Origin of the sequence: Microbispora sp. KK1-11, from assembly GCF_006874435.1 — a bacterium.
Taxonomy (GTDB): domain Bacteria; phylum Actinomycetota; class Actinomycetes; order Streptosporangiales; family Streptosporangiaceae; genus Microbispora; species Microbispora catharanthi.
Map to the genome: position 1 here is coordinate 1 of NZ_VIRJ01000005.1, position 23,044 is coordinate 23,044.

At 74.1% G+C, this 23,044-nt stretch carries 20 protein-coding genes and 3 riboswitches; of the genes, 8 read left to right on the top strand and 12 right to left on the bottom strand.

Translation table 11 applies throughout. From position 1 onward, the window contains the following. The coding region (locus FLW16_RS09180; RefSeq protein WP_142559572.1) for a DUF222 domain-containing protein at positions 1 to 1,465 on the top strand (1,465 nt) is incomplete at its 5' end. A gap of 68 nt (positions 1,466 to 1,533) precedes the next feature. On the opposite strand, the gene tsaA is transcribed toward FLW16_RS09180, so the two are convergent. Further along, on the bottom strand, positions 1,534 to 1,977 hold the full coding sequence (gene tsaA, locus FLW16_RS09185) for a tRNA (N6-threonylcarbamoyladenosine(37)-N6)-methyltransferase TrmO (RefSeq protein WP_142559573.1): 444 nt from the start codon (positions 1,975 to 1,977) through the stop codon (positions 1,534 to 1,536). A gap of 33 nt (positions 1,978 to 2,010) precedes the next feature. Between tsaA and FLW16_RS09190 the strand changes: the two genes are divergently transcribed. Then, positions 2,011 to 2,619: a YceI family protein gene (locus FLW16_RS09190; protein ID WP_260615084.1), complete on the top strand. Its 609-nt coding sequence runs from the start codon at positions 2,011 to 2,013 to the stop codon at positions 2,617 to 2,619. Positions 2,620 to 2,691: 72 nt separating this feature from the next. Beyond that, on the top strand, positions 2,692 to 3,495 hold the full coding sequence (locus tag FLW16_RS09195) for an NAD-dependent protein deacetylase (RefSeq protein ID WP_142559858.1): 804 nt from the start codon (positions 2,692 to 2,694) through the stop codon (positions 3,493 to 3,495). Here FLW16_RS09195 and FLW16_RS09200 read toward each other — a convergent pair. Together FLW16_RS09200 and FLW16_RS09205 are read right to left on the bottom strand one after the other, a co-directional pair. Continuing rightward, positions 3,492 to 4,238 carry a CbtA family protein gene (locus FLW16_RS09200; RefSeq protein WP_260615085.1) on the bottom strand — a complete coding sequence of 249 codons (747 nt, stop codon included), beginning with the start codon at positions 4,236 to 4,238 and terminating at the stop codon, positions 3,492 to 3,494. The genes FLW16_RS09195 and FLW16_RS09200 overlap by 4 nt on opposite strands. Before the next feature lie 10 nt (positions 4,239 to 4,248). Beyond that, positions 4,249 to 4,461 (bottom strand): CbtB domain-containing protein, encoded by a 213-nt coding sequence (locus FLW16_RS09205; RefSeq protein WP_139572278.1) that lies wholly within the window; start codon positions 4,459 to 4,461, stop codon positions 4,249 to 4,251. A 30-nt stretch (positions 4,462 to 4,491) separates the two neighbouring features. Then, positions 4,492 to 4,696: riboswitch (cobalamin riboswitch) on the bottom strand. A 24-nt stretch (positions 4,697 to 4,720) separates the two neighbouring features. Here FLW16_RS09205 and cobF point away from each other — a divergent pair. Genes cobF through FLW16_RS09225 form a run of 4 tightly spaced genes read left to right on the top strand, consistent with a single transcriptional unit; the run spans position 4,721 to position 8,185 of the window. Next, positions 4,721 to 5,479, top strand: coding sequence for a precorrin-6A synthase (deacetylating) (gene cobF, locus FLW16_RS09210; protein WP_142559574.1), 759 nt, complete (start codon positions 4,721 to 4,723; stop codon positions 5,477 to 5,479). Then, positions 5,476 to 6,696, top strand: coding sequence for a precorrin-6y C5,15-methyltransferase (decarboxylating) subunit CbiE (gene cbiE / locus FLW16_RS09215; RefSeq protein ID WP_142559575.1), 1,221 nt, complete (start codon positions 5,476 to 5,478; stop codon positions 6,694 to 6,696). The genes cobF and cbiE overlap by 4 nt, the downstream gene beginning before the upstream one ends. Further along, positions 6,693 to 7,445, top strand: a complete 753-nt coding sequence (gene cobM, locus FLW16_RS09220) for a precorrin-4 C(11)-methyltransferase (RefSeq protein WP_142559576.1) — start codon at positions 6,693 to 6,695, stop codon at positions 7,443 to 7,445. The genes cbiE and cobM overlap by 4 nt, the downstream gene beginning before the upstream one ends. After that, positions 7,433 to 8,185: a cobalt-precorrin-6A reductase gene (locus tag FLW16_RS09225; protein WP_142559577.1), complete on the top strand. Its 753-nt coding sequence runs from the start codon at positions 7,433 to 7,435 to the stop codon at positions 8,183 to 8,185. Before cobM ends, FLW16_RS09225 begins: the two co-directional genes overlap by 13 nt. Here FLW16_RS09225 and FLW16_RS09230 read toward each other — a convergent pair. The 3 genes from FLW16_RS09230 to cobG are packed head-to-tail and all read right to left on the bottom strand — an operon-like array spanning position 8,173 to position 11,473. Beyond that, positions 8,173 to 9,669 carry a precorrin-2 C(20)-methyltransferase gene (locus tag FLW16_RS09230; protein ID WP_142559578.1) on the bottom strand — a complete coding sequence of 499 codons (1,497 nt, stop codon included), beginning with the start codon at positions 9,667 to 9,669 and terminating at the stop codon, positions 8,173 to 8,175. The genes FLW16_RS09225 and FLW16_RS09230 overlap by 13 nt on opposite strands. A 6-nt stretch (positions 9,670 to 9,675) precedes the next feature. Next, positions 9,676 to 10,302 carry a precorrin-8X methylmutase gene (locus FLW16_RS09235; protein WP_221890968.1) on the bottom strand — a complete coding sequence of 209 codons (627 nt, stop codon included), beginning with the start codon at positions 10,300 to 10,302 and terminating at the stop codon, positions 9,676 to 9,678. A gap of 16 nt (positions 10,303 to 10,318) precedes the next feature. Further along, positions 10,319 to 11,473 carry a precorrin-3B synthase gene (gene cobG / locus FLW16_RS09240; protein WP_142559580.1) on the bottom strand — a complete coding sequence of 385 codons (1,155 nt, stop codon included), beginning with the start codon at positions 11,471 to 11,473 and terminating at the stop codon, positions 10,319 to 10,321. Positions 11,474 to 11,545: 72 nt separating this feature from the next. After that, a riboswitch (cobalamin riboswitch) is annotated at positions 11,546 to 11,668 on the top strand. A gap of 53 nt (positions 11,669 to 11,721) precedes the next feature. Between cobG and cobN the strand changes: the two genes are divergently transcribed. After that, entirely contained in the window at positions 11,722 to 15,321 is a 3,600-nt protein-coding gene (gene cobN, locus FLW16_RS09245; protein WP_142559581.1) for a cobaltochelatase subunit CobN, read from the top strand. Here the strand turns inward: cobN and FLW16_RS09250 are convergent. The 6 genes from FLW16_RS09250 to FLW16_RS09275 form a co-directional block, all read right to left on the bottom strand. Further along, the gene (locus FLW16_RS09250; RefSeq protein ID WP_221890969.1) at positions 15,279 to 16,625 is read right to left on the bottom strand and encodes a cobyrinate a,c-diamide synthase; all 1,347 of its coding nucleotides are present in this window, start codon (positions 16,623 to 16,625) and stop codon (positions 15,279 to 15,281) included. The genes cobN and FLW16_RS09250 overlap by 43 nt on opposite strands. Then, positions 16,622 to 17,224: a cob(I)yrinic acid a,c-diamide adenosyltransferase gene (gene cobO / locus FLW16_RS09255; RefSeq protein ID WP_142559583.1), complete on the bottom strand. Its 603-nt coding sequence runs from the start codon at positions 17,222 to 17,224 to the stop codon at positions 16,622 to 16,624. The genes FLW16_RS09250 and cobO overlap by 4 nt, the downstream gene beginning before the upstream one ends. A gap of 1 nt (position 17,225) precedes the next feature. Then, positions 17,226 to 19,223: a VWA domain-containing protein gene (locus FLW16_RS09260; RefSeq protein ID WP_142559584.1), complete on the bottom strand. Its 1,998-nt coding sequence runs from the start codon at positions 19,221 to 19,223 to the stop codon at positions 17,226 to 17,228. After that, a complete protein-coding gene (locus tag FLW16_RS09265; RefSeq protein ID WP_142559585.1) occupies positions 19,220 to 19,792 on the bottom strand; it encodes a histidine phosphatase family protein in 573 nt (190 codons plus the stop codon). Before FLW16_RS09265 ends, FLW16_RS09260 begins: the two co-directional genes overlap by 4 nt. Then, entirely contained in the window at positions 19,786 to 21,297 is a 1,512-nt protein-coding gene (locus FLW16_RS09270; protein ID WP_142559586.1) for a cobyric acid synthase, read from the bottom strand. The genes FLW16_RS09265 and FLW16_RS09270 overlap by 7 nt, the downstream gene beginning before the upstream one ends. Before the next feature lie 52 nt (positions 21,298 to 21,349). Then, a riboswitch (cobalamin riboswitch) is annotated at positions 21,350 to 21,473 on the bottom strand. Positions 21,474 to 21,535: 62 nt separating this feature from the next. Beyond that, entirely contained in the window at positions 21,536 to 22,978 is a 1,443-nt protein-coding gene (locus tag FLW16_RS09275; protein ID WP_142559587.1) for a serine/threonine-protein kinase, read from the bottom strand. Between the last annotated feature and the right edge of the window lie 66 nt (positions 22,979 to 23,044).

The window sequence follows — 23,044 nt, forward strand, 5'->3', positions numbered from 1 at the left end:
GGGCAAGGCCGGGGCGGCGGAGGTGGCCAAAGCCGGCCGCTACCTACGCGCGGTGCTCGACCCCGACGGGGAAGACCGCGACGAGCAGGCCGACTACGCGCGGCGGTTCCTGCGGGTCCGCCCCACCCGGGGCGGAGGGCTGGAGGGGGAGTTCTACCTGCCGCGCGAGGCGGCCGCCCGGCTGCGGGCCCTGTTGGATGCGTATGCCAAACCGCGCACGGAGGGCGACGACCGGCCGCTGCGAGTGCGTAACGCGGATGCGTTCATCGCGCTGCTGGAGGAGAAGATCGCCACCGAACTCCTCGTCCTGGTCAACGCCGAATCCCTCCCCACCGACCCCCAACCCGCTGCCCCCGGCAACGACCACCCCGAAGACGCCGAAGACGCCCAGGATGCCGAGGGCGCCGAGGGCACTGAGGGCATGAAGGACGCCGAAGGCACTGAAGGCGCCGAGGACGGCAGCGCCCCCGGCGACACCGAAGGCGCCGACGACCCCGGCGACGTGGGCAGCACCGGCACCGCACCTGCCCAGGAAGAGGGCCTGTGCCCTCCTGCCCACCCCGCCGACCCCGCCGACTGCGGCGAGGCCGGGGCAGATGCCGGTTCACCTTCGTACACAGCGCGGCCGGATCCGCCTCCCGAGGACGCCGCTGCGCATCACGCCCACGCCGGGCATCGGCCTGCGGGGGACTGCCGGCATGCGCAGAGCACGCCTGAGGACCACAACGACATGCGCCGTGGACGGTGCCGCCATGAGCCGGGCTGCGGTGAGCAAGACTGCGATGAGCAAGGCAGCGATGAGCAGGGCCAGGCTCAGCAGGACGCGGCGGGTGGCCGTGACGTGTGCGGGTGCGGCGGCGAGGCACGATGCTCATGCGCGACGGGGACACCCGAGACGCCGGGAACGGCACCGGGCATGCAGGGAACAGTGCCGGGGCCGGAGCCGGACGTGCCGGGATCGGAGCCGGGGACACCGCCGGGGAGGCCACCGGGAACAGCGCCGGAGACGCCGCTCGGGACGGCGCAGGAAGCGTCACCGGGAGCGGCGCTGGGGACAGCGCCGGGGTTGTTGCTGGCGACCGGGCAGATGCTGCCGGTCTCCAGCGTGCACCGCCTTGCCCGCACCAGCACCCTGGTACGGCTGGTCATGGACGCCGAGGGGCAGGTGCTCGACATGGGCCGCAAGGTCCGCCTGGCCACCCCCGCCCAACGACGAGCCATCTACACCCGCTACGCCACCTGCTGGATCGACGGCTGCCCACTACCCGCCACCATGTGCCAGATCGACCACGCCGACAACTGGAGCACCGGCGGCCTCACGAACCTGAAACTGCTCGGACCCGCCTGCCAATTCCACAACCGCGACCGCTACCAGCACCCCGACCGCTACACCCGCCACAAAACCGGCACCGACCGCTGGACCTTCACCTACCAGCCGCCCCACACCAGCCGACTGCGGATCTAGGGGGACTCCCGTGACCGGCGGGCTCGGATGTCAACGAAATCTACGACGTAAAGGAGGTCGGTAGGTTGTCACCGCTCAGCGGCGTCCAGCACAGGTTTGATGTCGATGACAGGAGTGCCGTCGATGGCTTCCAACGGGTGCACACGCAGGCCCCGGGCCGGGTCGGCCTCCAGGACCGTGACCCGGTGCAGGCCGATCGGGTTGGGGCGGTCCGGGGAACGCGTGGCGAACACGCCGGTCAGCGGGTTGCTCGTCTCCCCGCGGGGGTGGACCCGCAGGGTTTCGCGATCGGCCTCGTGGAACCAGGTGAGGACGAGCACCTCGTCGCCCGCCGTCACCCCGTCGAGGGCCTCCGCGACGGCCGGATCGACCTCCAGCCAGGCGTCCGGCGCGCCCTCGGGCCCCTGTCGTGGCGCCTCGGTGCGATCGGTCAGCACGGACCGCACGACGCCGACGGGCCGCACGGTGAATGTCTCGGTGAATGTCTCGGTGAATGTCTCGGGCTCACTCATGATCCGTCTCCTTCGGACGATTGGATCACCACCATGTCATCCGGTGCCGACATCTCCGGCCCGTTCCGCGGGAATGCCCACGAAATGGACGTCGAGGCGGGCACGTACGCGTTGGGGCCGAGGTCCGGCCGGCTCCTGGTCCTCACCGGCCGCGCCGGGCTGGGCGCCAAGGCCGGGCACGATCTGACGATCGAGGTCACCCGGTGGCGGGGCGAGGCGGTGGTGACGCCGGACGACCCGGCGGGCTGCCGGGTGACGGTGGAGGCCGAGGTGGCCTCGATGCGGGTCCGGGAAGGCACGGGCGGGGTCAAGCCGCTCACCGACTCCGACCGGGTCGATATCGAGAAGAACATGCGTGACAAGGTCCTCAAGGCGGATCAGCACCCTCTGGTCACGTTCCGGTCGACCCGGGTCGAGGGCGATCCTGAGGCGTTCCGCGTCGAGGGCGACCTGACGATCGCGGGCGTCACGCGGCCGGTCACGGTGGACGGCGCGCTCGCGGACGGGCGGGCCCGCGGCCGGGCGACCGTCGTGCAGTCCGAATGGGGCATCCGCCCCTACTCCGCGTTCTTCGGGGCGCTCAAGCTGCGTGACGAGGTCGAGGTCATCTTCGACGTACGACTGGGGGAGGGGCGGGGCTGACATGTGTGATGCTTCGGGCACCATGGATGCGTGACTGTGGTGCGCGACGCGGGGATTGCCGAGCGGTGGGGCATGCTGGCCGATCTCGTGGCCGACGGCGAGGTGGTGGTCCTCAGCGGGGCCGGCCTGTCGACCGAGTCCGGGATCCCCGACTATCGAGGGGAGACCGGCCGCAGGCGCAGGGCCGAGCCGATGACCTACCAGACGTTCGTGAGCAGCGCCGCCGCTCGCAGGCGCTACTGGGCGCGCAGCCACCTGGGGTGGCGTCACATCGTGGACGCCGCGCCGAATGCCGGGCACCGCGCGGTCGCAGAACTGCAGCGCCGCGGCCTGGTCGCGGGGATCATCACGCAGAACGTGGACGGCCTGCATCAGGCGGCGGGCGCGCACGAGGTCGTCGAGCTGCACGGCAGCCTGCATCGGGTGCGCTGCCTGGCCTGCGGCCACCGCACCTCGCGGCACGCGCTGGACCGGCGCCTGCGCGCGGCCAACTCCGGCTGGCGGGCCCGCTCGGAGGTGATCAACCCGGACGGCGACGCCGTCCTGGCCGTGGACGAGATCGAGACGTTCCGCACGGTGGACTGCGAGGGCTGCGGCGGCGTGCTCAAGCCCGATGTGGTGTTCTTCGGCGAGAACGTGCCGCCGTCTCGGGTCGAGGAGTGCTACACGCTGACCGAGCGGGCCGGTCTGCTGCTTGTCCTGGGATCCTCGCTGACCGTCATGTCCGGATACCGGTTCGTCCGGCGCGCCGCCGCCCGCTCGATCCCCGTCGCGATCATCAACCAGGGCCCGACCCGGGGCGACGGCGAGGCGCTGATGACCTTCGACGCCCCGCTCGGACCGGCCCTCACCTCTCTCCTGGAGGCCCTCCGCTAGTTGGTGAGCAGTCGCGCCTCGGCGCGGACGCCCTGGCGCAGGGAACGCTCGGTGAGGCCGCCGAACAGCAGTCCGATGGCGGCCCACAGGACGAACTGGACGCCGAACGACGACACCCTGAACCACCAGAGGGTGTCGGCGGGGAAGTCGCCGGAGACCTCGTTGACCCGGGGCAGTAGGGCGTACGAGACGCCTACGAGGACGGCGTAGACGACGATGCCCGCGAGGGTCGCGTTCCAGCCGCCCAACCGGGGCGACAGGGCGCGGCCCGCGTACGTCGCGACCGCGGCGGCCAGCAGCGCGATAAGGATCATCGTGAAGTACAGCGCGGTCCGGCGGCCGATGGTGTCGGGGTTGCCGACGGCCGGAGGATTGGGCGGGTACTTCAGGATGGGGGTCACGTACACGGCGACGAATCCGGCGGACGCGACGACGAGGGCCGTGGCGCGGGCGCCGAGGGCGCCGAGGCGGCCGTGGGCGAAGGCGTACGCGATGGAGAAGAAGCCGCCAAGCGCGGCGCCGTAGACGAGCAGGGCGGTCAGCAGGCCGATGGTCTCCTGGACGGTCCGGCTGACGAGTTCGGGCTCGGCCGCCTCCCCGGCCGCGACGGCCTTGGTCTCCTCGATGGAGACGGCCGCGGCGACCTGGGGTTCACCGGCGAACCAGGCCACGACGTACGCGAGCAGCGCCGCCACAAGGCCGACGAGCATGCCGCGCACCAGCAGGGAGCGCATGGTGGGCATCGGGCGGGCCTCAGTGGCAGGGGAAGCCGAGCAGGTGGCGGCCGTCGTGCACGAACTCGTGCACGGTGTGCCCGCTGATGAGGTGGGTGGCGCCCTGCTCCGCGCCGACGAAGTAGACCAGGATGAGCCCGACCACGGCTGCGAAGATCGCCCAAGGCAGGATCTCGCGTACGGGGATGGTGACCGGCAGGGGCCGGGATACGGGAATGGCCGGCTGAGCCATGTGAATTTCTCCTCACGGGGTCGCTCGCCCCGGTGATGGAGGACAACGGGTCAGTGTCCTGACTCCCGGGTCATCGTGTCGCCCGACCTTCCAGCCGTCTCGGCCGTGGTCATCAGCGGGGACACTCCCCGGTCACAGTGGCGGGACCGTCCTGGATTCGCACCAGGTTCCTGCGCACCGTCGCCTCTGTCTGCATTTGTCCTCTAGAGCGTGCACCGTCTGCATAAGTACGTCAAGCCGTGGTCCATACTCGTGACCTATGAAGCGCGTCCTCATCATCGGCATCGGCGCCGGGGACCCAGCCCACCTCACCTTCCAGGCCGCCGCGGCGATCGCGTCGGCGGACGTGTTCTTCCTGCTCGACAAGGGCGCCGAGAAGGACGGCCTGGTGCGGCTGCGGCGCGAGCTGATCGCGGCCCACGCGCGGGAGCCGTACCGGATGGTGGAGGCGCGCGACCCGGAACGTGACCGGACGAGCGGCGCCTACGTGGAGGCGGTGGCCGACTGGCGGGCCCGCCGGGCCGACGTCTACGCGCGGCTCATCGCCGACGAGGTGCCCGAGGACGGCGTCGGCGCGTTCCTCGTCTGGGGCGACCCCGCCCTGTACGACAGCACGATCGCCATCGTCGAGGATGTCCTGGCCAGGGGCGGGGAGCCGTTCGACTACGAGGTGATCCCGGGGATCAGCAGCGTGTCGGCGCTGGCCGCGCGGCACCGCGTCAGCCTGACCAGGGTGGCCAGGCCGCTGCACATCACGACCGGCCGCCGCCTGCCCGCCGACGTCGAGGCCGCCGACGACATCGTGGTGATGCTCGACGCGGGATGCGCGTTCGCCGACCTGCCGGAGGCCGCCGACGCGGACGTCTACTGGGGCGCGTACGTCGGGACCGAGGACGAGATCCTCCTCGCCGGGCCGGTTCGCGAGGTCGCGGGCGAGATCCGGCGGCTCAGGGCGGAGGCGCGCGAGGCGCACGGCTGGGTCATGGACACCTACCTGCTCAGGAAGCCCGCTCGATGAGACCGGTGTCGGTCGTCGGGATCGGCGCGGACGGCTGGCCCGGTCTCACCGACACGGCACGCGCCGAGCTGATCGCCGCGGACGTCGTGGTCGGGTCGGACAGGCAGCTCGCGCTGCTGCCCGCGTCGGTGGCCCCCGAGCGGGTGCCGTACCCGTCGCCGCTGGTCGCGGGGTTGCCGGGGCTGCTCGACGCGCATGCGGAACGCGCGGTCGTGGTGCTGGCGAGCGGCGATCCCATGTTCTTCGGGGTCGGCGCGACGCTCGCCCGGCTGCTCGGACCCGAGCGGCTGCGCGTGGTGCCGCACGTGTCGTCGGTGACGCTGGCCTGCGCGCGGCTCGGCTGGCCCGCCGAGGGCGTCGAGACCGTCAGCCTGGTCGGGCGTCCGCTCGCCGCGCTGACCGCCGCGCTCGCGCCGGGTCGTCGCGTCCTCGTCCTCAGCGCGGACGCCGGCACGCCCGCGCGGGTCGCCGCCTTGCTGACCGAGCGGGGGTACGGGGCGAGCCGCGTCACCGTCCTCGGCGATCTTGGCGCGACGACCGAATCGCGCCACGACGGCACGGCCGCCGGCTGGCCGGGCGCCGAGCCGATGCCGGCCCTGAACATCGTGGCGGTGACCTGTGCCGACGTCCCCGACGCCGCGCCACTGGGGTGGGCTTGCGGGCTTCCGGACGACGCGTACGAGTCGGACGGGCAGCTGACCAAGCAGGAGGTGCGCGCGGTCACCCTGGCCAAACTGGCGCCCCTGCCGGGCGAGTTGCTGTGGGACGTGGGGGCGGGTTCGGGGAGCGTGGCCATCGAGTGGCTGCGCGTCCATGCCTCGTGCCGGGCCGTCGCCGTCGAGCGCGACCCCGTACGGGCGGACCGCGTCAGGCACAACGCGGACGCGCTGGGCGTGCCGCGCCTGCGGGTCGTCACCGGTTCCGCGCCGGACGCGCTTCACGGGCTGCCGGCCCCGGCGGCCGTCTTCGTGGGGGGCGGCGTGACGGGGGCCGGCGTGGTCGAGACCTGCTGGGCCGCCCTCGCCCCGGGCGGAAGGCTGGTGGCGAACGCGGTCACCGTGGAGTCGGAGGCGGTTCTCGCCAAATGGCACGCGCGGCTCGGCGGGGACCTCGTGCGGTTGTCGGTGCAGCGCGCCTCGCCGGTGGGCGGCTTCACCGGGTGGCGTCCCCTGATGCCGGTGACCATTTGGACGGCGCGGAAGGAGCGCGAGCAGTGACGGTTCGATTCATCGGTGCGGGGCCCGGCGCGGCCGACCTCATCACGGTGCGCGGGCTGCGCGCCCTGCAGGCGGCCCCGGTCTGCCTGTACGCGGGGTCGCTCGTGCCGCGTGACCTGCTCGCCGACTGCCCGCCCGGCGCGCGGCTCGTCGACACCGCCAACCTCACCCTGGACGAGATCATCGCCGAGATGACGGCGGCGCACGCCGCCGGGCTCGACGTGGCGCGGCTGCACTCGGGCGATCCCTCGCTGTTCAGCGCGGTCGCCGAGCAGATGCGCAGGCTCGACGCGCACGGTGTGCCGTACGAGGTGATCCCCGGAGTGCCCGCCTTCGCGGCCGCCGCGGCGGCGCTGGGGCGGGAGCTGACGGTGCCCGAGGTGAGCCAGACCATCATCCTGACCCGGACGTCGGCGCGCGCCACCCCGATGCCACCCGGCGAGGACCTCGCGACGCTGTCGGCCAGCAGCGCCACGATGGTGCTCCACCTGGCCGTGCAGCGGATCGGCGCCGTCGTGGCCGAACTGCTGCCCGCGTACGGGGCGGACTGCCCGGTGGCGGTCGTCGCGCGGGCCAGCCGGGACGACGAGGAGATCATCAGGGGCACCCTGGATGACATCGCCGACCGGGTGGTCGCGGCGGGGATCAAGCGGACCGCCGTCATCGTGGTGGGCCGGGCCCTGGCGGCGCACGAGTTCCCCGACAGCCACCTCTACTCGGCCGAGCGGGAACGGGCGTGCTCGTCCTGATCCTCGGCGGCACCGCGGAGGCGCGGGCACTGGCGGCCGGGCTGGCCGCCCTGCCCGGTCTCCGGGTGGTGTCGTCGCTGGCCGGGCGGGTCGCCGACCCCCGGCTGCCGGTGGGCGAGGTCATATCGGGCGGCTTCGGCGGCCCGGAGGGGCTCACCCGGTGGATCGCCGAGCATGGCCCCGACGCCGTGGTGGACGCCACGCACCCGTTCGCGCGGACGATGAGCGAATCGGCGGCGCGCGCGTGCGCGGCGACCGGTGTGCCGCTGCTCGGCCTGCGGCGTCCCGGCTGGTCGGAGGGGCCGGGGGACGCGTGGCTGCGGGTGCCGTCCCTGGAGGCCGCGGCGGACGCGCTGCCCGGCCTCGGCGGCCGGGTGTTCCTCACGACGGGCCGCCGAAGCCTGCCGGTCTTCGCGCCGCTGGCCGGGCTGTGGTTCCTGGCCAGGTCGGTGGACCCGCCGGAGCCGCCGGTGCCCGCGAACGTCCACGTGATCCTCGACCGGGGGCCTTACACGGTGGCGGGGGAGCGCGCTCTGATCGGCGAGCACCGGCTCGACGTGCTGGTCACCAAGGACAGCGGCGGGGAGCTGACCCGCGCGAAGCTGGTCGCGGCGCGCGAGCTCGGGCTGCCGGTCGTCATGGTGGACCGGCCCCCGGCGCCGGGCGGTGTCACCCAGGTGGCGGACGTCGCCGACGCCGTCACCTGGGTTCGCGATCACACAGAAAATCACACGGGATAGCGGCGCGGGGTGTAGACGGTCGTCCGGCCGGCGCGATCGACGGCGCGGGTGGTGGACGAGCCGATGATCAGCAGGCAGCGCATGTCGATGGTGGCCGGGTCGAGGTCGCCGAGCGTGGTGACCGTGACCGACTCCCGCGCGCCGCCGACGTCGCGGCCGACGACCACGGGCGTGGCCGGGTCGCGGTGTTCGAGCAGCAGGTCACGGGCCGCGGCGACCTGCCAGGTGCGGGTCTTCGACGCCGGGTTGTAGATCGCGAGCACCAGGTCGGCGCGGGCCGCGGCGGAGATCCGGCCCGCGACCACCTCCCACGGCTTGAGCTGGTCCGACAGCGACAGCACGCAGTAGTCGTGACCGAGCGGGGCGCCGGCCCGGCTCGCCACGGCCTGCGCGGCGGTCAGGCCGGGCACCACCCGCACCGGGACGTCCGCGTAACGCGGGTCGGCGGCGGCCTCAAGCACCGCGCTGGCCATCGCGAACACGCCCGGGTCGCCCGACGACACGACCGCCACCCGCGCCCCGGCGAGGGCGAGGTCGAGCGCGTGACGCGCGCGTTCCGCCTCGACGCGGTTGTCGGTGCGGTGCCGGGTCTGGCGCGGGTTGGGCGCGACGCGGTCCACGTAGGGGCCGTAACCGACCAGGTCGGTGGCCCCGGCGAGGACCTCCTGCGCCTCCGGGGTCAGCCAGGGCCGTCCGGCGGGGCCGAGGCCGACGACCGCGACCTCGCCGGGTCCGGTGCGTTCCGCGCTCTCTGGTACGAACGTGAGCTGGGCCGGGCTCGGGATCAGCGCCAGCGAGAAGTACGGCACCTGACCGGGGTCCACGTCCTTGAGCGGCGCGACGCGCTGGGCGTCGGTGGTGGCGCGTTCGACGTACCAGGCCTCGTCGAGACGGCCCGCCTCGGCGAGGGCGTCGCGCACCTTCTCGAACGTGCGGCCCAGCTTGAGCACCGCCGCGGAATCCGTGCCGCGCAGCTTCTCGGCCAGCACGTCGGCGGGCAGGGTTCCGGGCAGGACCGTCAGCGTCTCGTCGCGTTCGACCAGCGGGCGGCCGAGCACGGCCGACGCGCCCGCGATCGACGTGACGCCGGGGACGACCTCGGCCGGGTAGCGGTGCGCCAGCCGCTTGTGCATGTGCATGTAGGAGCCGTAGAAGAGCGGGTCGCCCTCGCACAGGACGACGACGTCGCGCCCGGCGTCCAGGTGGGCGGCCAGCCGGGCCGCGCAGTCGGCGTAGAAGTCGTCGAGCGCGCCCTGGTAGCCGCCGGGGTGGTCGGTCGTCTCGGTCGTCAGGGGGTACTGGAGCAGCTCCTCCACCTGGCCGTCGCGCATGTGGTGGGCGGCGATCGAGCGCGCGATGCTGCGGCCGTGCCGGGCGGCGTGGTAGGCGATGACGTCGGCCGCGCCGATGAGGCGGGCGGCCTTCACCGTCATCAGTTCGGGGTCGCCGGGGCCGAGGCCGACGCCGTAGAGGGTACCTGTCACGTCACGTCACTCCTGCTCGCTGGCGATGGCGTTGATCGCCGCCGCCGTCATGGCACTGCCGCCCCGGCGGCCGTGGACAACCAGAAACTCCAGGCCGGACGCCGCGAGGGCGCGCTTGGACTCGGCCGCGCCGATGAAGCCGACCGGGACGCCCAGCACGGCGGCGGGCCGTCCCGCGCCCTCCGCGACAAGTTCGAGCAGCCGGAACAGCGCGGTCGGGGCGTTGCCGACGGCCACGACCGCGCCGTGGAGACGGTCGAGCCACAAGTCGAGGGCGGCGGCGCTGCGCGTGGTGCCGAGCCGCTCGGCGAGGGCGGGCACACGGGGGTCGCCGAGTGTGCAGATGATCTCGTTGGCGGCCGGCAGGCGTTTCCTGGTGACGCCGGAGGCGACCATCTGCGCGTCGCACAGCACGGGCGCGCCCGCCAGCAGCGCGGCGCGCGCCTTCGCGACCACGCCGGGGGAGTAGTCGAGGTCGGCGACCAGGTCGGTCATGCCGCAGGCGTGGATCATGCGGACGGCGACCCTGGCCACGTCGTCGGGCAGGCCCGTCAGGTCGGCCTCGGCCCTGATGGTCGCGAACGACCGCCGGTAGATCTCCGCGCCGTCGCGGACGTAGTCGTGCTCGGGCACGCACACCCCTGTTCGTTCAATGGCTCACGCGGTAGCCGCCGGGTGTGGCGACCACGTCGGTGACCCGCCCGCGCGGACGCCCGCAGCGGCGCTCGCACCCGGCCCAGTGGACCGGCCCGCCGGGCTGCGCGCCCAGCTCGGGCAGGCCGGACTCCGCCCAGCGCAGCGCGTCGGCCTGGACGTCGGCCAGGGCCTTCGCGCAGCCGGGCCGCCCGGTGCAGGCCGACAGTCCGGCGTACGGGGAGGCTGGATCGGTCACCAGCCCCGCCCGGGTGAGCGCGGCGGTCACCGGCCCGGCCGCCTCGGGGACGAGATCGGGCAGCACGACGGTACGCCACGGCGTCAGCCGCACCTCGGCGGGGGTCAGGTCGGCGAGCAGGCCCGCCTGCGCGGTGGTGAGCCTGCCGAGCGGCACGATGACGTCGACCGCGACCCGCCCGTCCACCTGCGAGAACACCCCGCCCTTACGCGGCTCGGCAGCCGCCACGGCCACGGGCACGGGCACGGCGCCGGGAAGGCGGGCGGCGATCGTCGCGGGGCCGCCGGGAAGCTCGGCCACGCGCCAGGCGTCCCCGCGTACCGACTGGAACACCTCGGCGGCGGCGAGAGCGACGGCGACGGCGTCGCCGGAGGTCACCGAGCTGACCGGTTCGCCCGCGAGCAGCAGCGTCAGTCCGCCGCCGGGGTGGCCGGCGAGCGTCACGTCCGCGCCGAGACCGAGGACGTCGCCGGTGCCGTCGTCGAGCGCGAACAGGAACCGGCCGGGCAGGCCGGCCAGTGCCGGACGCCCGCACAGGCCCGCGTCGAGCGCCGCCACCAACGGCCGGACGTCGAGGACGCCCGTGGCCGACCGGCCGCTGAGGGGCGAGGCGACGATGTTGCGCACGCGTTCGTGGGTCGCCGACGGCAGCAGCCCGGCGGCGGCCATCCGCGCGGCGAACGCGGCCGGGTCGGCGAGCCCGCGCACCTGGACGTTGGCGCGTGACGTGAGCTCGACGACCCCGGTGCCCAGCTCCCCGGCGCAGGCGGCGAGCTCGCGCAGCGCGTCGGTGGTCAGGGCGCCGCCGGGCACGCGGACGCGGGCCAGCGCCCCGTCCGCGGCGACGTGCACCTGGAGCGCGCCGGGGCAGGCGTCCCGAGCCGCGCGTCCGGAAAAGCCACCTATGACCACAAGCAGGATGCTAACGCCAGTTTTTCGATAGGGCCTCCGTCCCGTAAGGTCTGCGATGAACGATGGCAAGCGGAGGAAGCCGGTGCGAGTCCGGCGCGGTCCCGCCACTGTGACCGGGGAGCGAACCCCACCACACGGCCACTGTCGCAAGACGGGAAGGCCGGGGTGAGCGTCGATCCGGGAGCCAGGAGACTCCTGCCGTCGTGCCGCCGCGACCCGGGGCGAGGACCCCGAGGGAGGACCCTGCCATGCGCTCGGACGAGCCGCTCATCGTGCTGCTGTCCACGTCGGACACCGATCTGCTGAGCGCGCGCGCCAGCGGGGCGGCGTTCCGCCTGGGGAACCCGGCCCGGCTCGCCGTGGACGACCTGCCCGCGCTGGTCGAGGGGGCCGGCCTCGTGGTCGTCCGGCTGCTCGGCGGGCGCCGCGCCTGGGAGGACGGGCTGGACGCCCTGCTCGCGGGCCCGCGCCCGGTGGTCGTCCTCGGCGGCGAGCAGGCCCCGGACGCCGAGCTGATGGAGCTGTCCACGGTGAGCGGCGGGGTGAGCGGCGGCGTGTGCGCCGAGGCGCACGCCTATCTCGCGCACGGCGGCCCCGCCAACCTCGCCGAACTGCACGCGTTCCTGTCGGACACGGTCCTGCTGACCGGCCGCGGCTTCGCGGCCCCGGCCGCCACCCCGACCTGGGGCGTCCTCGAACGCGACGCCCGGCCCGGCGACGGCCCGGTGATCGGCGTGCTCTACTACCGGGCGCACCACATGGCGGGCAACACCGGCTTCGTGACCGCGCTGTGCGACGCGATCGAGGACGCGGGCGGCCGGGCGCTGCCGGTCTTCTGCTCCTCGCTGCGCACCGCCGAGCCCGAACTGCTCGACGTGCTGCGCTGTGCGGACGCCCTCGTCGTCACCGTGCTCGCGGCGGGCGGCTCACGGCCCGCTGCCGCGTCGGCGGGCGGAGACGACGCGGCCTGGGACGTCGGCGCGCTCGCCGACCTCGACGTGCCCATCCTGCAGGGCCTGTGCCTCACGACCGGCCGCGCGGAGTGGGAGGCCGACGACGACGGCCTGTCCCCGCTGGACGCCGCCTCGCAGGTCGCGATCCCCGAGTTCGACGGGCGCATCATCACGGTGCCGTTCTCGTTCAAGGAGATCGACGACGACGGCCTGACCGTGTACGTCGCCGACGCCGAACGCGCGGCCCGGGTCGCGGGCATCGCCGTCCGGCACGGCCTGCTGCGCCACGTGCCCCCGCAGGACAAGAAGCTCGTCGTGATGCTGTCGGCATACCCGACGAAGAACTCGCGGGTCGGCAACGCCGTCGGCCTGGACACCCCGGCCAGCACGGTCAGACTGCTGGCCCGCCTGGCCGAGGAGGGCTACGACCTCGGCGACGGCTTCCCCGGCCAGGCCGCGCAGGACGGCGACGCCCTGATCCACGCGCTCATCGCCGCGGGCGGCCAGGACCAGGACTGGCTCACCGAGGAGCAGCTCGCGGCCAACCCCGTGCGCATCTCCGCCGAGACCTACCGCGCGTGGTACGACACCCTGCCGGGCGACCTGCGCGCCGACGTGGAACGCCACTGGGGCGCACCGCCCGGCGAGCTGTTCGTCCACGAGGGCGACATCGTGCTCGCGGCGCTGCGCAGCGGGAACGTCGTGGTGATGGTCCAGCCCCCGCGCGGCTTCGGGGAGAACCCGATCGCGATCTACCACGACCCCGACCTGCCGCCGAGCCATCACTACCTGGCGGCCTACCGGTGGCTGTCGGCTGGGGAAGGCGCAGGGTTCGGCGCGCACGCCATGGTCCACGTCGGCAAGCACGGCAACCTGGAGTGGCTGCCGGGCAAGTCGGCGGGCCTGTCGGCGTCCTGCGGCACCGACGCGGCGATCGGCGACCTCCCGCTCGTCTATCCGTTCCTGGTGAACGACCCCGGCGAGGGCACCCAGGCCAAGCGCCGGGCGCACGCCGTGCTCGTGGACCACCTGGTGCCGCCGATGGCCAGGGCCGAGACGTACGGTGACATCGCCCGCCTGGAGCAGCTCCTCGACGAGCACGCGACGATCGCGGCGATGGACCCGGCGAAGCTGCCAGCGATCCGGGCCCAGATCTGGACCCTCATCCAGGCCGCCCGCCTCGACCACGACCTCGGCCTGAGCGAGCGCCCGCACGACGCCGAGTTCGACGAGTTCATCCTGCACGTGGACGGCTGGCTCTGCGAGGTCAAGGACGCCCAGATCCGCGACGGGCTGCACGTCCTCGGCGCGGCCCCGACCGGCGAGGCCCGGGTGAACCTCGTGCTGGCCATGCTGCGCGCCCGCCAGATGTGGGCCGGCCGCGAGACCCTGCCCGGCCTGCGCGAGGCACTCGGCCTGGCCGAGGACGGCAGCGCCGCGACCGGCGTCGTGGACCGCGTCGAGGCCGAGGCCCGCGCGCTCGTCACCGCCATGGAGGAACGCGGCTGGGACCCGGCCGCCGTCGCCGGCGTCACGGACGACCCGGCGGTCGCGCGGGTGCTGACGTTCGCGGCGACCGAGGTGGTGCCGCGGCTCGCGCGTACCACCGACGAACTCGACCACGTGCTGCACGCGCTCGCCGGGGGATATGTGCCCGCCGGGCCGTCCGGGTCGCCGCTGCGCGGGCTGATCAACGTGCTGCCGACCGGCCGCAACTTCTACTCCGTCGACCCGCGCGCCGTGCCGAGCCGCCTCGCCTGGGAGACCGGGCAGGCCATGGCGGACTCCCTGCTGGCCCGCTACCGCGAGGAGACCGGCGAGTGGCCGCGCTCGGTCGGGCTGTCGGTGTGGGGGACCAGCGCCATGCGCACCGCCGGTGACGACATCGCCGAGGTGCTCGCGCTGCTCGGCGTACGGCCCGTCTGGGACGAGGCGTCGCGGCGCGTCACCACGCTCGAACCGGTGCCGCTGAGCGAGCTGGGCCGCCCGCGCGTGGACGTGACGGTGCGCATCAGCGGGTTCTTCAGGGACGCGTTCCCGCACGTGGTGGCGATGCTCGACGACGCCGTCCGGCTCGTCGCGGGGCTCGGCGAGAGTCCCGAGGACAACTACGTGCGCGCCCACGTGGACGCCGACCGGGCCGCGCACGGCGACGACAGGCGTGCGACGCTGCGCGTGTTCGGCTCACGTCCGGGCGCGTACGGGGCGGGCCTGCTGCCGCTCATCGACAGCGGCAACTGGCGCGACGACGCCGACCTCGCCGAGGTGTACGCCGTCTGGGGCGGCTACGCCTACGGCCGCGACCTCGACGGCGCGCCCGCCCGGGAGGACATGGAGAACGCCTACCGCCGGATCGCCGTCGCGGCCAAGAACGTGGACACCCGCGAACACGACATCGCGGACTCCGACGACTACTTCCAGTACCACGGCGGCATGATCGCGACCGTCCGCGCGCTGACGGGCCGCGCGCCCGCGGCGTACGTGGGCGACAGCACCCGTCCCGACGCCGTCCGCACCCGGACCCTATCGGAGGAGACCGCGCGGGTCTTCCGCGCCCGTGTCGTCAACCCCAACTGGCTCGCCGCGATGCGCCGCCACGGCTACAAGGGCGCGTTCGAGCTGGCCGCGACCGTGGACTACCTGTTCGGCTACGACGCCACCACCGGCGTCGTCGCCGACTGGATGTACGACACGCTCGCCTCGACGTACGTGCTCGACCCGATCAACCGCGACTTCATGGCCACGTCCAACCCGTGGGCGCTGCACGGCATCGCGCAGCGCCTGCTCGAGGCCGCCGAGCGGCGCATGTGGGAGCACCCCGACCCCGATGTGCTGGCCGGGCTGCGCGAGGCCTACCTCGCGATCGAGGGCGACCTGGAGGAGGGCTCGGCGTAGGCGAGCAGTCGCCGGGCGAGTCGCGGCGCGCCCGCCCAGTGCAGGTGCAGGTAGGACGCGGTGAGCCGGGCGTCGCCGGCCCCGTCGGCCCCGCCCCGCCACCGGAAGACGGGCTCCCCGCCGCCGGTGATCTCGGTCCGGTGGAACTCGTGGCCGCGCAGGCGCTCGCCCTGCCGGGTCAGCAGCGTGTCGCGTACGGCCACGGCGTCGCGGTAGCCCAGTGTCAGCCGGTCGGTCATCCGCCCCACGCCCGGCACCCGGCCGCACATCGGACGGCCGTCCAGCTCCTCGCAGAGATAGAGCAGCCCCGCGCACTCGGCCGCCACAGAGCCGGGAAAGGCCGCCACTTCGGCGCGCAGCCGCTCGTTGGCCGACAGCTCCGCGGCGTACACCTCGGGGAAACCGCCGCCCACGACCAGCGCGGACGCGCCCTCGGGCAGGGACTCGTCGCGTACCGGGTCGAACACGGCGACCTCGGCCCCGGCGGCGGCCAGCATCTCGACGTGCTCGGCGTAGCCGAACGTGAACGCCGCACCGCCCGCGACCGCCACCACCCGTCGTTCGCCGGGCTCGTGCCCGTCCGACGGGTCCCACGGTTCCCCGGCGAGGGGGGACGCCGTCGCGGCGAGGCGTACGAGACCGTCCAGGTCGCACGCGCCCGCCACGAGCGCGCCGAGCCGGTCCACCGCCGACACGGCGGCGGGCAGCCGCTCGGCCGCCGGGACCAGCCCGAGGTGCCGCGACGGCGTCATCACGTCGTCGTCGCGGTAGACCGCCCCCAGCACCGGGACCCCGGTCTCCTCCAGCGCGGCCCGGCACAGCTCCTCGTGGCGCGCCGACCCGAGACGGTTCAGCACCACGCCCGCCACCCGCACCCGCGAGTCGAACGTCGCGAATCCGTGCACCAGCGCCGCCACCGACCTGCTCTGCTTGCCGGCGTCCACCACGAGCACCACGGGCGCGCCGAGCAGGCGTGCCACGTGCGCGGTCGAGGCGAAGTCGCCCTCGCCGCGCCCGTCGAACAGCCCCATCACGCCCTCGACGACCGCGATGTCACAGCCCGCGGAACCGTGCAGGAACAGCGGCGTCACCCGGTCCTCGCCGGTCAGCCAGGGGTCGAGGTTGCGGCCGGGTCGCCCGGCGGCCAGCGTGTGGTAGCCGGGGTCGATGTAGTCGGGCCCGACCTTGAACGGCGCGACGCGCAGCCCGCGCGCCGCCAGCGCCGCCATCAGCCCGGTGGCCACGGTCGTCTTGCCGCTTCCCGAGGCCGGGGCCGCGACCACGAGACGCGGCACTCCCGTCACCACTCGATGCCCTTCTGACCCTTCTGGCCAGCGTCCATGGGATGGCGGACCTTGCCCATCTCCGTGACGAGGTCCGCGGCCTCGACGAGCCCGGCCGGGGCGTCGCGGCCGGTGATGACGACATGCTGCGAACCCGGCCGGCCGGAGAGCGCCGAGATCACGTCGTCGAGGTCGATCCACCCCCACTTGAGCGGGTAGGTGAACTCGTCCAGCACGTAGAACCGGTAGGTCTCCGCCGCGAGGTCGCGCTTGATCTGCTCCCAGCCCTCACGCGCGTCGGCCGCGTGGTCGGCCTCGGTGCCCGGCCGCTGGATCCACGACCAGCCCTCGCCCATCTTGTGCCAGGCGACCGTGCCGCCCTCGCCGCTCGCGCCCAGCACGGTCAGCGCGCGCTCCTCGCCGACCCGCCACTTGGCCGACTTCACGAACTGGAACACGCCGATCGGCCAGCCCTGGTTCCAGGCGCGCAGCGCCATCCCGAACGCGGCCGTCGACTTGCCCTTCCCCGGACCCGTGTGGACCATGAGCAGCGGCCTCGTCCGGCGCTGCCGGGTCGTCAGGCCGTCGTCCGGTACGTTCTCCGGCTTGCCCTGCGGCATGTCAGCCCGCCTTCCTTCGATCGCGTACGAGATCACCGAGCGACTCCAGCGGAAGCAGGCGCGCGCCCAGTCGCACGGCGAGCGCCTGCGCCATGCCCAGGCGGACCGGGCCGCTCTCGCAGTCCACGACCACCGAGGTCACACCGGCGAGCGCGGCGGCCGCGCGGGTCACGTCGCCTCCGGAGGTCGCCCGGCCGTCGGTCACGACGACCAGCAGGGGGCGGCGGTCGGGGTCGCGGAGTCGTTCCACGCGGAGCACGTCGGCGGCGGTGGCCAGGCCCTCGGCGAGCGGGGTGCGGCCACCCGTCGGAAGCGTCCGGAGGCGGGCCGCGCCGGCCTCGACCGACGAGGTCGGGGGGAGCGCGACCATCGCGCCCGCTCCCCGGAAGACGACGAGGCCGACCTTGTCCCTGCGCTGATACGCGTCCAGCAGCAGGCTCAGCACCGCCGTCTTGACGGCCGTCATCCGCCTGCGGGCGCCCATCGAGCCGCTGGCGTCCACGACGAACAGGACGAGGTTGCCTTCGCGGCCTTCACGGACGGGCTCGCGGAGGTCGTCCCGCTTGAGGACCAGGCCGGGGCCGCGCCTGCCGCGGCGGAGCTGGTGCGGGGCGGCGGCGAGGAGGGTCGCGGGGAGGTCGATGCCGGCGGGGCCGGCGCCGGCCGGGACGCGGGCCCCGATCGTCCGGCCGTGCCGTCCCCGGCCACTCGACCGCCGCCCCGCGACGCCCGCCCCGACTCCGGCGACCTTGAGAACGGGAACGCGGAAGGGGACACCGGCCGCGGCCACGTCGTGCGGGCGGTCGCCGGAGCCGCTGGCGGACCCTTCGGAGGCGCCCGCAGCGTCTCCGGGGGCGCCGTCGCCGGCCTCCGAGCCGCCGGAGCCATCCGATCCACCGGACCCCCCGGGCTCCCCGGGGCGGCCGGGGCCGGAGCCGGGCCCGCCGGAGCCATCGGGATCCTCGGGATTTTCGGGATCCTCGGGGGGCTCGGTCTGGTCCAGGAGCTCGTCGAGAAGACGCTCGTCCAAGCCGGGCGCGTCGAACGGATCCCGGCGACGCCGGTGGGGCAGTGCCAGCCGGGCCGCCACCCGGACGTCCTCCCGGGTCACCACGTCCCGGCCCTGCCAGGCCGCGTGCGCGACCGCCGCATGCGCCGTGACGAGATCGGCTCGCAGCCCGTCCACCTCGAACCCCGCGCAGACAGCCGTGATCTGCCGCAGCCGCGAGTCGGGCAGCCGCACCGATCCGAGTACGGCACGGGCACGCGCGATCCGTGCGGCCAGGGCGGCCTCCTCCGCGGCCCAGCGCGCGGCGAACCCCTCCGGATCGGCGTCGAACGCGAAGCGCCGCCGTACGACCTCGGCCCGCTCGTCCGGCTCCCGCGTCGCGCGCACCTCCACGGTCAGGCCGAACCGGTCGAGCAACTGCGGCCGGAGCTCGCCCTCCTCGGGATTCATGGTCCCCACGAGCAGAAACCGCGCGGCATGCCGTATCGAAACGGTCTCCCGCTCGACGTAGCAGACCCCGAGCGCGGCGGCGTCGAGCAGCAGGTCCACGAGGTGGTCGTGCAGGAGGTTGACCTCGTCCACGTAGAGCACGCCGCGATGGGCCGCCGCGAGCAGCCCCGGCTCGAACGCCTTCACGCCCTCGGTCAGCGCCCGTTCCAGATCGAGCGAACCGACCAGCCGATCCTCGGAGGCACCCACAGGAAGCTCGACGAGGGACGCCGCCCGCAGCGCGCCGGCCGCGTCGGGCTCGTGCGGCCCGTCGGGGCAGCCGGGGTCCGGTGCCCCGGGGTCGCAGTGGAACCGGCACCCCGCCACCACTGCGACCTGCGGCAACTGCGCCGCCAGCGCGCGCACGATCGTGGACTTCGCGGTCCCCTTCTCCCCGCGGACGAGAACGCCGCCGACCCGGGAGGAGACCGCGTTGAGCACCAGGGCCAGCTTCAGATCGGCGAGTCCGACGACGGCGCTGAACGGATAGGCGGGGTTCACAGGGCGGCCTTCCTGTTGACGTAGGCGATCCGCCAGCCGCCGTGCCGGGCGGCCAGCTCGGTGCGGGACAGCGGGGCGATGTCGAACAACGCGGCACGCGTCGCGGTCAGGCCGAGCGCGTGCGCGAGCGCGGCGCGGACGGGCCCGGCGTCGCAGACCGCGACCACGCGGGCGGCGTCCACGTGCACCGAATCCAGCCACGCGGCCACCCGCGCGCCCAGCTCGGCGAGACTCTCCCCGCCGTGCGGGGCGGCGCCGGGGTCGGTCAGCCAGGCGCCGAGACCCTCGGGCTCGGCCTCCGCGATCTCCGCGAACGGCCGTCCCGCCCACGTGCCGTAATCGGCCTCGGCGAGCGCGCCGACCACGACCGGCTCCCGCCCGGACGCGGCCCGCGCGGTCGCCACGGCCGCGGGCCAGGGCGCGGCGAAGACCACCGCGTCATCGGGAAGGCCCAGACCGGAAAAGGGCAGGGTGGCGGCCTGCGCCAGCCCCGAAGGATCGGCGTCCTCGGGCGCGGGGAAACAGGCGCGCCGCGTGCCCGGCGTCCCCGCCTGCCGGATGATCAGCATGAGACGGCGCCGGGAGGCAGGGTCCGCAGGCCCGGCGTTGGCCCCCTCTCGATGAGCGAGATCAGCGCGTCGGTGTCGACGTTCCGCTCGACCAGGTCCCCGAGCGCGTCCAGCCGCGCCTCCCGCAGCCCCGCGAACGACAGCGACGGATCGCCCCGGAACTCCCGCCCCGCCGCCCGCGCCACCTCCCCGAGGAAGGCTCGCCGGAACCCGTCGTTCTCCAGCGCACCGTGCCAGGTCGTGCCCCACACGTTTCCGGCGCGGCACCCGTCGAGGAACGGTTCACCGCCGTCGCGGGTGACGACCCCGTGGTGGATCTCGTACGCGCGTACCGAATACCCGTAGCCCTCGCCGACCGGACGCCCGAGCGTCTTCTCCGTCGCGAACGCGACGTCGGCGGGGAGCAGCCCCAGGCCGGGCACGGTGCCCGCGCCGGACTCCACGTGGTCGGTGATGGTGCGGGCGAGCATCTGGTATCCGCCGCAGATCCCGAGGACCGGACCCGTCCTGCGGACGACGAGGTCGGCGATGCCGGTGTCGCGCAGCCAGGCCAGGTCGTGCACCGTGGCCCGCGAACCCGGCAGAACCAGCAGGTCGGCGTCGGCGCAGGCGGCGGGTGAGGTGACGAAGCTGACCGCGACCCCCGGCTCGGCGGCCAGCGCGTCCACGTCGGTGAAGTTGGAGATGCGCGGATAGCGCACGACGGCCACCCGCAACGCGCCGTCGACCGCCGCGCTCCCCGTGTTCCGCGTGTTTCCTCCCGGCCGGTTGTCGAGTGACAGCGAGTCCTCGACATCCATCCACAGCCCGTCGAGCCACGGCACGACCCCGTAGACCCGGCGCCCGGTCAGCCCTTCGATCATGTCGAGCCCCGGCGCGAGCAGCTCCCGAGCCCCCCGGAACTTGTTCACGATGAATCCGGAGATATGTGCCTGGTCGGCGGCGTCGAGCAGGGCGACCGTGCCGTACAGGTGCGCGAAGACGCCGCCGCGGTCGATGTCGCCCACGATGATCACGGGCAGTCCGACGGCCCTGGCCAGCCCCATGTTCGCGATGTCCCCCGCCCGGAGGTTGATCTCGGCCGGGGAGCCCGCCCCCTCGCAGATCACCACGTCGAACTCGCCGGCCAGCCGCCGGTACGACTCCACGGCGATCGCGCGCAGCTCGTCGCGGCGCGCGCGGTATTCCAGTGCGTCCACGTCCGCGACCGGCCGTCCGCGCACGACGACCTGGCTCCGGCGGTCGCTGCCCGGCTTGAGCAGGATCGGGTTCATGTCGGCCGTCGGCTCCAGCCCGCAGGCTGCCGCCTGCACGGCCTGGGCCCGCCCGATCTCCGCGCCGTCGGCCGTGACGTAGGAGTTGAGTGACATGTTCTGCGCCTTGAACGGCGCGACGCGTACGCCGCGGCGGGCCAGCCACCGGCACAGGCCGGCCACCAGCACGCTCTTCCCGGCATCGGAGGTGGTGCCCGCGACAAGCAGGCCGCCGCCGGGCGCCCCGGCCATGGGATGTCCCCCCTGGGGGTGTCCGCGCCCCCGGTAGAAGGTCCGACGGCCGGAGTATCCTGGCTCCCGGATCGGCGCTTCCCTCAGCCTTCCCGCCCGTGCCGGGCAGTGGCGTGGGTGAGGGTCGCTCCCCGGTGACAGTGGCGGGACCGCGCCGGATTCACACCGGCTTCCTCCGCGTCCGTCGCTTGCGGTGGTCAACATACACCTTCGTGCCGGATGTCCCGCAAGTGTGCCGCTATGTGCGTTTCAGTGTGGCGATCATGTAGAACGGCTCGTTCTTCGTGACCTCGTTCTCGCCGTGCCCGTTGTAGTCGAAGGTCATCGTCCCGTTGTCGTGGACGGTGAGGTAGATCGTGCCGTTGCGCACGCAGTTGCCCCGCATCGACACCCGCTTCAGCCGCACGGTCGTCCCACTGACCACCTGGAGTTTGGACCTGCCCGTGCATCGATAGTCGACGAACTGCTCGGTGACGGTGTCGCCGCCCTCCGGCACGGTCAGCACGAGCGTGTCGTACGCGCCGGGCTCGTAGTCCACCCTGCCGCGCCACACGCCCGCGAAGCGCGCCGTGAAGCGCAGGGGCACGCGCGTGGCGGGCGCCTGTGTGGTTGTCTGCGTGAGCGTCGTGCCGGGTGAGGGAGCCGGCGTGACGGCGGCCGCCTCGTGCCGCGCGTCACCGTCGGCGACGCCTTCGGACGGGAGCACGGACAGCAGTACGGCCCCCGTCGTCGCGGCCGCGAGCGTGACCGCCGCCCCCGCGAGCAACCCCCGGCGGCGGCCGGAGCTCCGCCGTGAGGGAACGGTGTCCGGTTCCGGATACACGGCATGTCCCGCGGCGGTGAGCACGCCCGGGACGTCCCCGGCGGTCCCCTCCGGCACCGCGGCGAGAAGTCGCATCGTGATGTCGAGGATGCCCGGGCGCTCCGCCGGGTTCTTGCGCAGGGCCAGCGCGACGATGGAGCGCAACGGCTCTTCCAGGTCGCCGAGGTCGGGCTCCTTGGTGAGCACGCGGTTCAGCACGGCGGGCAGCGTGTCGTCGCCGAACGGCGGCCTGCCGGTGGCGGCGAACACCATCACGCCGCCCCACGCGAACACGTCCCAGGCGGGCGCGGGCGGCTCGCCGGCGATCTGCTCGGGCGCCATGTAGGCGGGCGTGCCGACGGTGCCGCCCGTCGCCGTGGTCGCGCCGAGACGGCGGGCGACCCCGAAGTCGACGACCCTCGGACCGTCGGGCCCCAGCAGCACGTTGGCGGGCTTGAAGTCGCGGTGGACGATCCCCGCCTGGTGCACGGCGGCGAGCGCGGTCGCGGTAGCCACGGCCAGCCGGTGCAGGGCGGGCCCGGACCGCCGCCCCGCCCGCTGCAGCGTGGGGCCCTCCACGTACTCGCTCACGACGTAGGGCCGGGGGCCGTCCAGGTCGAAGTCGAGCACCCAGGCCACGCAGAACGGCGCGACCCGCCGCGCGGCGGCGATCTCCCGCGCGAAGCGGCGGCGGGCGTCCTCGTCCTCCGGCCGGCCCCCGTCCGCCGGCTCGTGCAGCAGCTTGACCGCCACCGGCGCGCCGTCGGCCGTACGGCCGAGGTAGACCACCCCCTGGCCGCCCGCGCCGAGGCGGCCCTCCAGCCGATAGCCGCCGATTTCGGCCGGATCTCCCGTGAGTAACGGCCCCACCGCAGGCATGCAGCCCTCCTCGGCCCCGTTTTCCCCTCACCTTAGATGAACGGAACGCTGGTGCTTCTGGATCAT

Excerpts from the sequence above, each read along its gene's own strand:
- FLW16_RS09275 (WP_142559587.1), bottom strand. The coding sequence starts at position 22,978 with ATGCCTGCGGTGGGGCCGTTACTCACGGGAGATCCGGCCGAAATCGGC.
- FLW16_RS09265 (WP_142559585.1), bottom strand. The coding sequence starts at position 19,792 with ATGCTGATCATCCGGCAGGCGGGGACGCCGGGCACGCGGCGCGCCTGT.
- tsaA (WP_142559573.1), bottom strand. The coding sequence starts at position 1,977 with ATGAGTGAGCCCGAGACATTCACCGAGACATTCACCGAGACATTCACC.
- cobF (WP_142559574.1), top strand. The coding sequence starts at position 4,721 with ATGAAGCGCGTCCTCATCATCGGCATCGGCGCCGGGGACCCAGCCCAC.
- cobO (WP_142559583.1), bottom strand. The coding sequence starts at position 17,224 with ATGCCGCAGGGCAAGCCGGAGAACGTACCGGACGACGGCCTGACGACC.
- FLW16_RS09195 (WP_142559858.1), top strand. The coding sequence starts at position 2,692 with ATGCTGGCCGATCTCGTGGCCGACGGCGAGGTGGTGGTCCTCAGCGGG.
- FLW16_RS09200 (WP_260615085.1), bottom strand. The coding sequence starts at position 4,238 with ATGCCCACCATGCGCTCCCTGCTGGTGCGCGGCATGCTCGTCGGCCTT.
- cbiE (WP_142559575.1), top strand. The coding sequence starts at position 5,476 with ATGAGACCGGTGTCGGTCGTCGGGATCGGCGCGGACGGCTGGCCCGGT.
- FLW16_RS09205 (WP_139572278.1), bottom strand. The coding sequence starts at position 4,461 with ATGGCTCAGCCGGCCATTCCCGTATCCCGGCCCCTGCCGGTCACCATC.
- cobN (WP_142559581.1), top strand. The coding sequence starts at position 11,722 with ATGCGCTCGGACGAGCCGCTCATCGTGCTGCTGTCCACGTCGGACACC.
- FLW16_RS09270 (WP_142559586.1), bottom strand. The coding sequence starts at position 21,297 with ATGGCCGGGGCGCCCGGCGGCGGCCTGCTTGTCGCGGGCACCACCTCC.
- FLW16_RS09190 (WP_260615084.1), top strand. The coding sequence starts at position 2,011 with ATGTCATCCGGTGCCGACATCTCCGGCCCGTTCCGCGGGAATGCCCAC.